An 11,751-nucleotide genomic window follows, 5' to 3' on the forward strand; every position below is an offset into this window, starting at 1 on the left:
ATGACGATTCTCTCGGTGCAACACCCGCTGTTAATTATGGGGCCCATGGTGCGCCGAGCAGAAAAAGCTGCAGTTTGTATTCAGTTTGCTACTTCAAAGCCAGTAAATTGCCGTGTAGAGCTAATTGGCTTCGAGTGCTATAGCGAACAAGACACCATAAGGCTAGGTGAATATTTATTCTTACAGTTTGTGGTAATTAAACCTATAAACAGTCAGTTCCCGCGCGATACATTATTATCATACCAACTATTTTTTGATGACACCCCTGTTGATTTATCAGCATTTAGCTTTAACAATCAGCCATTACCTGAATTTGTGATCCCCAAAAAACTAACGCAAATATTACATGGCTCGTGCCGCAATGCGCATCATCCTGCAAAAGACAGCTTAGTAAGTTCAAGCCATTGGCAAGCCGTTCAGCGAAGTAATGAACAGCAGGGTGCACAGTTATTATTACTTTCGGGCGATCAAATTTATGCTGACGATGTAGCTGGCCCTATGCTATTAGCGATACATCAGTTAATTAAGCAATTAGGTATTTATAAAGAGCAACCACTTGATTTAGATTTACCCGCTGAAATTGCAGAACAGTTGTATGGTCGCCATTACTTGTTGCCAACTACCTCATGGAAAAACCGCTCAAAACTAGGTATTGGCTATTGGTTAAAAAAGGACGAACCGCATTTTTCTAGTGTAAAAGCGTATAATCATCTGATTCATTTTGAAGAGTTCGTAGCACTGTATTTACTCAATTTTAGTAGCCAAGTATGGCAATACATTGACCTAAATAACTTAAGTTACTCAGGTGGTAACGAAAAAAAACAAACGCTATTTAATGCAGAAAAAACCGCATTAATCGACTATGCACAAGGTTTAGCAGAGGTAGAGCGGTTGTTTGCCAATGTATCTACCTTAATGATGTTTGATGACCATGATGTAACCGACGATTGGAATCTCACCGCAGGGTGGGAGCAAGCCATTAATCAAAACCCCAGTAGCAAGCGTATTGTAAATAATGGCTTAGCAAGCTATTGGCTGTTTCAAGGAATGGGTAACGACGCACTGCAAAAAACCGGATCGTTACTGAGCCCTTTTAACGACTGTTTAGCCGGCTATATGCAATGGCAATTTAAAGCGTTTGATAAGCACCTTAACGATTTTAACCATTGGCATTACGAGTTAATGACCATTCCTAAAGTGGTGGTGCTCGATACCCGTACGCATCGTTGGCGTAATGAGCAAAACTTTAATGAACCCTCAGGCTTACTTGATTGGGAACGTCTCACAGAGCTTGAAGAAAGCCTATTAAGCCATGACCAAGTCATTATTGTATCGCCTGCTCCCGTGTTTGGGGTTAAATCGATAGAGGCAATTCAAGCGGTGTTTAATATGTGTGGGCAACCACTGATGGTTGATGTAGAAAACTGGATGGCCCACGAAGGCTCAGCTAAAAAGTTACTTAACACCTTTAGGCGCACCGACACCCCAAACGAAACACTGATTTTATCCGGCGATGTACACTATTCGTTTTGTTTTTCAGTGCAAAAGCGTTTTGGCGATCATCCCAACAGAATTTGGCAACTGACAGCCAGTGGCATTAAAAATGAGTTTCCACGCAGGCTAATAAATATACTCGACAAGCTCGACTCTATTTTATACGGCCCCAAAAGCCCACTTAACTTTTTTACCAAACGCTGGCATATGGAAGTAGACAAACACCAAACTAAAGGCAAAGGGCAAAAATACTTAGTAAGCGATTCAGCCATTAGTTTGGTTACGCTTGAAGCGGGTAATTTAGCCAGGTATCAGCTAATCCACGGCGACGGCCACACCACCGAATTTGATTTAGAAGAGCAGTGATTTAATACAAAAATTAGGTCGATATTATTGCCAACTTGTAGCAGCGGCTTCATGTCGCGTCATTTTATAATGTCGTTAGCGACGGGCGACGGGCGACGGGCGACGAGTCTCGAGTTACGGAGTAAATATCCAAAAGCGCAGCGTTTCTTAACTCTCTTTGTTAATAATTTCTTTTCGCGGCATAAAGCCCCGCCTACAATAAACCGCTATGTTACCCTTATTCGTAGGCGGGAGTTTACCTCGCGCATGTTTAAAGTATGAGGGTATTAGGCTCGTAACCTGCTCCCCGCAGCCCGTTAACTTCGTCTTTTTTTAATCCGTTTTGGTGCCGGTAACTTATTGGTTAATATAGCTAAACATAACACCACTATAAACAACATTGAGTTTGCGCCGGCTTGCAAGGAGTAATCAACCGACGAATGTAGCATCATGGCTACAATGGCCGTAGCACAACCAAACGCCACCCCCTGATAAAGCGCCGTCTTACGCGTTCGCATAGTATCAATACATAACCACAAACAATAAAGCACTAGCAGTCCTAATAACGCTGTGGCAGGAATACCTAGCTCAACTGCAAATTGTACATAATCGTTATGCGCGTTGTCGTAGTAGCCAGAGTAGGGCTCAGATTGATACGCAGGAAACGCAGTATAAAAAGTACCGCCACCAGAGCCCAATAATGGGTTATCTAAAATCAGTGGAATGGAGTCACGTACAACTTCATCTCGTGTTTCTGATTGCAAGCTGGTTTCGCTAATACGTTGTTTTACTTTCTCTACATCGAAAATAGCACCAATAATGATTAAATCGATAATGAAAAAGCTCACAATCAGCAATTTAAAGGCTTTAGGCTTTTGCTTATAAACAAAAAGCGCCAATAAGCTCACTACAATTAAGGCTATAAAAAAGGCCGAATTACCCATGCGGCTACGAGTTAAAATAAGCGCCACAATAATTATAATTAGGGATATACGTAAAATTATTTTAGAGCTCAATAATACTTCCGCCCAAGCACGTAATGTTTGCTTTAAAGTAGGCTTGTAGCCGTTGTTAGTGCGTTTTAGTTCGCTAATTAAAACTCCAATGCCTAAACATAAGCATAATGCTAAGTAATTAGCTAAAAAGTTAGAATAGGTAAAGGTACCAATTGCACGATCTGTATGTTTGTAACCAAATAAAGGACTGACAATATCGGGAGATAAGTTTAAATAACTAGCGTACAACGCCTGAAATACACCGGCACAAATAACAGCATAAATTAACTTTTTAATTCGCTCTGCACTATTGCAGTAGTTAAATATTAACCAGCTCAGCATGAGTAAAAAACAGGTTTTTAATAACATTTGTTTGGTTTGAAATGCATCAACACTCACGCCAAACAGCTGTATACCACAAACTAAAATAACTGCACTTAGAGTAAAAAATAGTGGCCAAGAATAGCGAGGCGGAAATAGCGCTTGGTTGTTATTTAACACACTGTGGGTAAGGTGAGTAATAAAGGTAAAGCTTGTTAAAATGCCAATAGCTAAAATTGCCCAAGGTCGGTAACTACCTAAAGGAAGAGGAAGTAGAAATAGGATCAAACAAATTAAAAAAAATATAAAACGATTCAAAATAAACTCAAACAAAGTAAAAACGCAGCCAATAGGCTGCGTTTAAATATACTTATGGTAAAAACTAGTTACCGACTTCAGATATACCGTTATCACCACCTGTACCACCAGAGCCTGGAGGTGTTGGTAATGTTGGTAAACTGCCTACTGGCGGAGCAGGTTGACCTACACCAGGGCCTGCAGCGGTCGCTTCAGAAGCGGTGGTTGCATCAACACCTGCAGTAATTGCAGCAAGTGTAATTGCATCAGAGTCTAAACCTGCAGCCGTAAGTGCAGCTAAAAAGTCAGAAATTAACGGGTTATCTGCACCAAATTGGGCAACAACAGCTGCAACCATCGCATCAATGTCTGCAGCGCTACACGCGGCATTTAGTAATTTCTCGTCTAATTCAACTTTTTCTTTGTTTTTACAAATACGTTTAATAGCTTCCACTAAGTCTTCGCGTAATTGCTCAGATGAAGTATCTGCGGTAACGTTATTAAGAATATCAATAATGTTATTTATGCTCACTTCTTGAACCACAGCATCGTTATCCGTTTGTGCATGGGTTGGAAGAGCAGTAAGAGCTGTTGCGCTAGCTACTAAGCCAGCTAAAAGTAATTTTTTCATTTCTCGTCCCTAGGTTGAGTTTTAATTGCAAAATTTTAGCGCATCGGCGCAAAAAGTAAACTCTTTATTTACGCCATTTTCATTAGATTTAATAATTTTTGATGGTGACAGTATTAAATTACCTTGTACCCCATCACATCCCAAGGATTCGAGTATCTCTAACGTTTCAGTTTTTTCAATTAAACAGGCTAAAACTTTAATACCAAAACCATGACAAATATTATTAACTGTTTGAATATAAAACTGGCTTTGTGGGTTAGTTACTAAATCTTGAATATAACTACCATCAATTTTTACATACTCAATATCAAGACCTTGTAAATACCTGAACGACGTTAAGCTAGTGCCAAAGTGTTCAATACATACATTAATACCCAGCTCTTTAATTGCATCTATATGTAACGAAGCTACGTGCACATTATAGAGCAAACCAATTTCATGCAGTTCGAATACAAGGTTTGTTTTAATAACGGGTTTAGTGTGCGAATAAAGGGTGAGCCATTGTATAAAGTCAGTTGAGTACAACGATGCCTTGCTAATATTAAGTGCAAATACATCATTAGGGTAATGTTCTTTTATATCTACAAAGCTTCGTATAATTTTTTTATCGAGCTCTTCGGTTAAATTTAACTTTTCAGCCATGGCGAATAAGTGGCCATTATTTACTTTTTCACCCTCATGAATAAAGTGGGCAAATACTTCAAAATAACATTGAGAGTCAGTTTTATTAGCTTGCTTTACGGGCTGCACCGAAAAGCTGACTTCACCAGCATTTATAATCGACTTAATTAAAGTACGCCATTGGTTAACACTAAATAATGACTCTTTATCGGCATTATCTAATGTAGCATCTTCGCCAATAGTGCAACTAGTATCAAGTAACGACAACACCTCACCCAAGGCAGCGCCTTGCTCAATGCCAACTATGGCTAAATTAGCGTAACCATTAATGTGTGAGCTATTTTCTTTTTGACTTAACTTATCACTTACATCTAAGCGAGCTTTACTTAAAAACAAAACATCATACGGGGCCAATAAAACGAACGTTCCGCCGTTGAGCCTAAATAAAGATGAATTTGGTAACTCATCAGCAAGCTGTTTAAGTATTTTTGCTGCATCAAGCACATGCTGATCGCCATCTTGATAGCTTACAACTTGGTTAATATTATTTAACGAGGGCAGGGTAAGCATCATTGCGGTAATGGGTGTATCGTCAGTAATATTATTAACAACTGAATTAAAGTGGTTTTCAAACGACTTGCGGTTACCTAATCCTGTTAACGAGTCTATGTATACCTCTTCGGTAAGTGCTTGAGTTTGTTTTGTTAGTGAATCAAACGTACTTTGTAGGTTTAAAACCATGTTATTAATGGCTTGCGTAACAGTGCGAAGTTCTCGAGCAACCGGTATTTCTTTATTTAAGGTAAAACGCTTTCGTGTTACTAACATCGCTTGGTTTTCAACTGCTTGTAGTGGCTTAAATACCGCACGTAATATTAAAAATGCAATTGCCAGCGAAGCTGCTAATAGTAAAAACGAGCTGTATAAGCTGCGCAAGGTGTGCTGCCACAAGGTTAAATACGATTGTCCAGTATGGCTGGTTACATCAAGAGTGCCGGCCATCATCCAGCCATTATTTATTTCAGAGTGCATAGTTGGTGCGCTTAGTTCAACAGCACCTATAAACCAGCTAGGAACAGACTCTACACGCTTAGGGTTTTGTAATTCAAAAACGATGTTGTTTTGCACGTCAGTAAATTTAATTTGGCTATAGTAACCAGAGTCAAAAATAGCGGTTGCCATCGTCTCGGCAATCATTAGGCTGTCGTCTTCTAAATAAGGAGAGATAGAAAGGCCTAAACTGGTAGCGGTGTCTTGCGCGTGGCTAGCCATTTGCGTTTGTAAGTAATTACGGGTTGTATCAACGTCGGTAATAACGCGTACACAAAACGAAATTATCGAAATTAAAATGATCAAGCCATATACTTGAGTCTTTAAACTCAATCCATATTTAAAGAGTCGAGACATAACTACTAGTTCCTTTATTGTTATTGTTGGCGGGCGCAAGCTCACCTTGTTCAATTCGCTCAAGCATGGTGTTCCAAGCAGAAACACCACGACTATTTTTAACCTTATTACCTAACCCTTTCGATTTGGCTAACCATAAACCTTGGCCATTAAAACTATATATAGGTTTTAAATCACCGCGATTACTAGCAGGTACCAATTTTGTATTGAAATTATCAAGCACTAGCGGTATTCGGTTAGGCTGTTCAAAGTATATAAGCACCATGTGTGGTTGATTAACCGTACGCTGGCGAACATACATAAAGCGTATTTTCTCTTCAGGGATTCCTAAGGCTATTAAAGTAAAATACTTTGCAATAACATAGTCTTCACAGTCACCCATACCCACCCCCAAGCTTTCTAGTGGCGTGGCCCAATAATCTTTTTTTTGCCAAAGCTCGTCATCGGTTTTGTACTTTATATGCTTATTAAAAAAGTCATTAACTAAATGAATTTTTTGCCATTCGCTTTTGTCGGCAGAGTCATCTATAAAACTCAGCCAGTTTTTTATTCTTTGGTGGCCAGCATCACCATAAAACTGTTTGGCACGGGTAATTATATCGCTATTACGCAAATGTAAAAGCATGTCTTGTGCACAAGCAAAAAAAGACACTAATATAATGATGCAAATTCCTACCCGCACAAAGCCCATCCCTAAAAAATTAACGCGGTAATTATATTCCCATTGAAACTAAAATGATAGGTTATAAAAAGTGCACTCATTACACCTGCAACATTTAGTTAACACAAAACAATCTAAAAGGCTGCTTTTTTGTATTGAGCGAATTTATCTGGTGTGTATAATACCCGCCCATACGGACAGTAGCACTTAAAACAGATGCTTAAATTTAGCAACAGCATCAATAAGTTTCTACGAAAAATAAAAAAACGATAAAAGGAATTAAAGTGAAAGTATTAAAAGCAGTCTTGCCTGTTGCAGGTTTAGGTACGCGCATGTTACCAGCCACCAAAGCAACGCCAAAGGAAATGCTTCCGCTAGTCGATAAACCTCTCATTCAATACGTTGTAAACGAAGCAGTAAAAGCCGGTATTAAAGAAATAGTACTGGTAACTCATGCATCTAAAAACGCAATAGAAAATCACTTTGATACCAGCTTTGAGCTAGAAGCGACCCTAGAGGCCCGTGTAAAACGCAGCTTGCTAGAAGAAGTTCGTTCAATAATCCCGCGAGATGTAAGCATTATTTCGGTTCGTCAATCAGCGCCGTTAGGCTTAGGCCACGCAATACTTGAAACTCGCCCAATCATTGGCAATAACCCTTTTGCTATTTTGTTGCCGGATGTCATTATCGATCAATATAAGTCGAACCTAAAGGTTGATAACTTAACGCAAATGATCGGCCGATTTGAGCGCACCCAGCATAACCAAATTATGGTTGAGCCCGTCCCACATGAAGAAGTGCATAACTATGGTGTAGTTGATTTAGCGGGTAAAAATATTGTCCCAGGCGAAAATGCAGCCATTACCAACATGGTTGAAAAACCAAACAATGACGAAGCGCCAAGTAATTTAGCCATAACAGGACGTTATGTTGTATCGCCTGCTATTTGGGATTTGCTCGAATTTACGCCACCAGGCGCAGGCGGCGAAATTCAATTAACAGATGCATTACTGCAGTTGCGTCACTTTGAAACAATTGAAGCGTATCATTTAAAAGGTAAGTCGCACGATTGCGGCTCAAAACTAGGCTATATGCTCGCAAACGTAGAGTATGCAATGCAATCAAGCCTAATGGGTGAAGAATTTACCAAGCGCGTTAAGCAATTAATGGCAAATGCATAAAGTTATGCACAACCGGTTAGTAAAAAATTAAAGGGAAATCATGGCTATTAAAGTATTAAGTATTTTTGGTACGAGACCTGAAGCAATAAAAATGGCACCGCTAGTTAAAGCACTCAATGCCGCAGAAGGTATTGACGCAAAAGTGTGTGTTACTGCTCAGCATCGCGAAATGCTTGACCAAGTTTTAGACCTTTTTGAAATTGTACCAGAGTACGATTTGAACATTATGAAGCCGGGTCAAAGTTTATACGATGTAACAACAAATATTTTGTTAGGGCTAAAACCTATTCTTGAAGAATTTAAACCAGATTTAGTGCTTGTTCATGGCGATACCAGTACTACTTTATCTGCAAGTTTAGCGGCGTTTTATCAGCAAATTCCGGTAGGGCATGTAGAAGCAGGGTTACGCACAGGCAACTTAAGTTCACCATGGCCTGAAGAGGGTAACCGCAAGCTTACTGGTGCTATTACAAAGCTGCATTTTGCACCAACGCAAACATCGCAGCAAAACTTACTCAATGAAGCAGTAACTGCTGACGATATCGTAATTACTGGTAACACGGTAATTGACGCATTATTACAAGTGGTTGATAAAGTAAAAACCGACACCGCTTTAATTTCAACTCTCAAAGCTAAATTCCCAGAACTCGATGAAACTAAAAAGCTTATTTTAGTTACAGGGCACCGCCGTGAGAGCTTTGGTGGCGGTTTTGAGCGAATTTGTGAGGCATTGGTCGAAATTGCAACTGCGCACCCAGATACACAAATTTTATACCCAATGCATTTAAATCCTAATGTACGCGAACCAGTAAATCGCATATTAAAAAATGTTGATAATGTGCATTTAATCGAGCCGCAAGACTACCTGCCATTTGTGTACTTAATGAATCAAGCTCACATAATCGTAACCGACTCAGGTGGTGTTCAAGAAGAAGCACCAAGCCTAGGTAAACCTGTACTTGTTATGCGTGACACTACAGAGCGTCCAGAAGCGGTAGAAGCAGGTACAGTTAAACTAGTAGGCACAGATAAAGCTCGGATAGTGAGTGAAGTTAATAACTTACTCACTAACGCTCAAGAATATCAGTCAATGAGCCGTGCACATAACCCTTATGGTGATGGTAAAGCGTGTGAACGCATTGTGGCTAAAATTAAGCAACACTTTAAAGATTAAAATAAAGTTTAAAACTTTTTCAAGGATTTAATAATGACAATTAAAACAGTTTCTGTTGTTGGTTTAGGCTACATAGGTTTACCCACTGCGGCGGTTATTGCATCGCGCGGCATGAAAGTAATTGGTTTAGACGTAAGCGAAAAAGCAGTTAATACCATTAATGCCGGTGAAATACACATAGTAGAGCCTGATCTGGACATAATAGTTCGCGGCGTAGTATCTACTGGTAACTTAAGAGCAACTACAACACCAGAAAAAGCCGATGCGTTTATGGTAGCTGTACCTACACCATTTATTCACAGCGAAAGTGGTAACCACAGTGCAGACTTAAGCTATATTGAATCGGCTGCAAAAATGATTGCCCCGGTGCTTGAAAAAGGTAATTTAGTTATTTTAGAAAGCACCTCACCTGTAGGTGCAACAGAGCAACTAGCCGCTTGGTTAAGTGAAGCGCGCCCTGATTTAACGTTCCCACAAGATAAAGGCGATGCCGCCGACATCAATGTTGCTCATTGTCCTGAGCGTGTATTACCAGGTTATGTATTACAAGAGCTGGTATCAAACGACCGTGTAATAGGCGGTATGAGCAAAGCATGTAGCGAGAAAGCAGTTAAGTTATACGAAACTTTTGTGCGCGGCGAGTGTATTATTACCAATGCCCGTACTGCTGAAATGGCTAAGTTAACCGAAAACTCATTTCGCGATGTAAACATTGCTTTTGCCAATGAATTGTCAGTCATTTGTGACAAGTTAAAAATTAATGTGTGGGAGCTTATTAAGCTTGCTAATCGTCACCCACGTGTAAATATTTTAAATCCAGGCCCTGGTGTTGGTGGCCACTGTATTGCGGTTGATCCTTGGTTTATTGTTGCAAGCTGCCCAGACGAAGCAAAAATAATTAAACAAGCACGCTTAACTAACGACGCAAAACCATTCTACGTAATTGAAAAAGTAGCAAAAGCCGCTGATGAATTTAAACGTCCAGTTATTGCGTGTTTAGGCCTTTCATTTAAAGCCGATATTGACGATCTTCGTGAGAGCCCGGCATTAAATATTGTTGAAGAATTAGCAGCAAAAAATATTGGTGAAATACTTGCTGTAGAGCCAAACATTTCAGAGCTACCAGCCAACCTAGCAGATAAAAATGTTAGCTTAGTGTCGTTAGAAAGCGCACTAGAGCAAGCAAATGTCGTTGTGGTATTAGTTGATCATAAACAATTTAAAGCAGCAGATAAAACAGAATTTGCATCAAAAGTTGTTATTGATACTCGCGGTATTCTTTAATTTTGTACTATTTATAAAGAGTTTTTAATGTGTATTAATAAGAATACCAATAATGCCTAAAAAACATATCGCTTTAATTATGCCCCTTTCTACCTATGACTGGGGCAGTAACAATTGCGGCGGCGTAGACAGTGTATGCCAAATGTTTGCAGAATATTTGGTTAACCATGATGACGCTAACTTTAGGTTTACCATTATCGGGCTTGACCCGCAAAGTAAAACACCTTTCACTGGTGATATTATTCGTCTATCAGGTAACGTTGATTTTATTTGGCTGCCTGCATCAAGCAAGCAATTAAAATTTAAAATCCCTGGCATTATTTGGCAAAACTGGCATGTTCGCAAGTTGCTAAAAACTTTGAATCCTGATTTAGTTCACACCCACCTTTGGAGTTTATTGATAGGTAGTTGCTATGAAGGTAAAACACTTGTCACCGTTCATAGCTATAAAAAAATAGCTCGTCGTAATGTGGGTTTAGTTAATAACTTTTTATATGAAAAAGCAATACCACGGATAATAAAAAAACGAAATGATAATGTTGTTGTTGTTGGTAAGCAGTTACAAAGTGCAATTATTACAGATGGGTTTAAATCTGAAGTAGTCCATAACCCTATAAATCAAGAATACTTTGAAGCTAATTACGCCAAACATAACCGAAAAGAAGTAAAACTGGTTACGTGTGCGTTATTAACGCCAAGGAAAAAGGTTGAAGATTCCGTTGCTTTATTAGCCAAGTTAGTTAGTGATGGCTTCGATTCTTCGTTAGCTATCATTGGGCCTGCTGCAGATAAAGAATATACGCAACGGATTAAAAAACAGGTTGTTTCTCTAGGGTTAGAGAATAATGTGACTTTTTTTGGTAAGTTAAATAAAGCTCAGATCATACAGCAGTATACTGATGCTGACTTAGGTGTATTTACTTCTGGTGAAGAGACATTCGGCTTAGTGCCTCTAGAAATGTTAGCTGTTGGATTGCCTCTAATAACAACTGAGGTTGGAATACTTGAAGATGAGAAATCTTTCTTTGAGAAAATGGGAGTGTTATATCTATCGGATTCGTTGACTCCTAAAAGTATTACTAATTTGATTACCAATCATAACGTTACTAAATCTAAAAGCATGCTTCAAACAAAATTTAATGTTGCAAGTATTTTAGAACAATATATTGACTTATATGTAAAAATTATAGATGAAGAAGAGTAATGTTTGAAGTATTACCAAAATATTTCAATTCACTAACGATATTATCAAAATTTAATTGTGTAAAATTAGCTTCAGTGGTTTTGACAGGGTTATTTGATACGAGAATAATCTTGTCAAAAACACCATGAGTACACAC

At 39.0% G+C, this 11,751-nt stretch carries 9 protein-coding genes; 5 read left to right on the forward strand and 4 right to left on the reverse strand.

Annotated features, from left to right (window positions below):
- The gene (locus AC0VZ5_RS06460; RefSeq protein WP_475474603.1) at nucleotides 1–1,860 is read left to right on the forward strand and encodes an alkaline phosphatase D family protein; all 1,860 of its coding nucleotides are present in this window, start codon (nucleotides 1–3) and stop codon (nucleotides 1,858–1,860) included.
- 296 nt (nucleotides 1,861–2,156) lie between these two features.
- On the opposite strand, the gene AC0VZ5_RS06465 is transcribed toward AC0VZ5_RS06460, so the two are convergent.
- The 4 genes from AC0VZ5_RS06465 to AC0VZ5_RS06480 all read right to left on the reverse strand — a co-directional run bounded on the left by AC0VZ5_RS06465 (nucleotide 2,157) and on the right by AC0VZ5_RS06480 (nucleotide 6,793).
- On the reverse strand, nucleotides 2,157–3,473 hold the full coding sequence (locus AC0VZ5_RS06465) for an O-antigen ligase family protein (RefSeq protein WP_475474604.1): 1,317 nt from the start codon (nucleotides 3,471–3,473) through the stop codon (nucleotides 2,157–2,159).
- 64 nt (nucleotides 3,474–3,537) lie between these two features.
- Complete coding sequence (locus AC0VZ5_RS06470; protein WP_475474605.1) at nucleotides 3,538–4,083, reverse strand: hypothetical protein; 546 nt, start codon at nucleotides 4,081–4,083, stop codon at nucleotides 3,538–3,540.
- A 21-nt stretch (nucleotides 4,084–4,104) separates the two neighbouring features.
- A complete protein-coding gene (locus AC0VZ5_RS06475; RefSeq protein WP_475474606.1) occupies nucleotides 4,105–6,111 on the reverse strand; it encodes a bifunctional diguanylate cyclase/phosphodiesterase in 2,007 nt (668 codons plus the stop codon).
- Nucleotides 6,095–6,793 carry a transglutaminase-like cysteine peptidase gene (locus tag AC0VZ5_RS06480; RefSeq protein WP_475474607.1) on the reverse strand — a complete coding sequence of 233 codons (699 nt, stop codon included), beginning with the start codon at nucleotides 6,791–6,793 and terminating at the stop codon, nucleotides 6,095–6,097. The genes AC0VZ5_RS06475 and AC0VZ5_RS06480 overlap by 17 nt, the downstream gene beginning before the upstream one ends.
- A gap of 263 nt (nucleotides 6,794–7,056) precedes the next feature.
- Here AC0VZ5_RS06480 and galU point away from each other — a divergent pair, with 263 nt between their 5' ends.
- The 4 genes from galU to AC0VZ5_RS06500 are packed head-to-tail and all read left to right on the forward strand — an operon-like array spanning nucleotide 7,057 to nucleotide 11,615.
- Nucleotides 7,057–7,953 (forward strand): UTP--glucose-1-phosphate uridylyltransferase GalU, encoded by an 897-nt coding sequence (galU, locus tag AC0VZ5_RS06485; protein WP_475474608.1) that lies wholly within the window; start codon nucleotides 7,057–7,059, stop codon nucleotides 7,951–7,953.
- A 40-nt stretch (nucleotides 7,954–7,993) separates the two neighbouring features.
- On the forward strand, nucleotides 7,994–9,127 hold the full coding sequence (gene wecB / locus AC0VZ5_RS06490; protein WP_475474609.1) for a non-hydrolyzing UDP-N-acetylglucosamine 2-epimerase: 1,134 nt from the start codon (nucleotides 7,994–7,996) through the stop codon (nucleotides 9,125–9,127).
- Nucleotides 9,128–9,160: 33 nt separating this feature from the next.
- A complete protein-coding gene (gene wecC / locus AC0VZ5_RS06495) occupies nucleotides 9,161–10,411 on the forward strand; it encodes a UDP-N-acetyl-D-mannosamine dehydrogenase (RefSeq protein ID WP_036982954.1) in 1,251 nt (416 codons plus the stop codon).
- A 52-nt stretch (nucleotides 10,412–10,463) separates the two neighbouring features.
- Nucleotides 10,464–11,615: a VpsD family glycosyltransferase gene (locus AC0VZ5_RS06500; RefSeq protein ID WP_475474610.1), complete on the forward strand. Its 1,152-nt coding sequence runs from the start codon at nucleotides 10,464–10,466 to the stop codon at nucleotides 11,613–11,615.
- The last annotated feature ends 136 nt before the right edge of the window (nucleotides 11,616–11,751 follow it).

It is taken from the genome of Pseudoalteromonas sp. QJM3NY_12, assembly GCF_056173165.1.

Bases quoted from the DNA above. Each gene is read 5' to 3' on its own strand.
- AC0VZ5_RS06460 (WP_475474603.1), top strand. From the start codon at position 1: ATGACGATTCTCTCGGTGCAACACCCGCTGTTAATTATGGGGCCCATG.
- AC0VZ5_RS06470 (WP_475474605.1), bottom strand. From the start codon at position 4,083: ATGAAAAAATTACTTTTAGCTGGCTTAGTAGCTAGCGCAACAGCTCTT.
- AC0VZ5_RS06475 (WP_475474606.1), bottom strand. From the start codon at position 6,111: ATGTCTCGACTCTTTAAATATGGATTGAGTTTAAAGACTCAAGTATAT.
- wecB (WP_475474609.1), top strand. From the start codon at position 7,994: ATGGCTATTAAAGTATTAAGTATTTTTGGTACGAGACCTGAAGCAATA.
- wecC (WP_036982954.1), top strand. From the start codon at position 9,161: ATGACAATTAAAACAGTTTCTGTTGTTGGTTTAGGCTACATAGGTTTA.
- AC0VZ5_RS06500 (WP_475474610.1), top strand. From the start codon at position 10,464: ATGCCTAAAAAACATATCGCTTTAATTATGCCCCTTTCTACCTATGAC.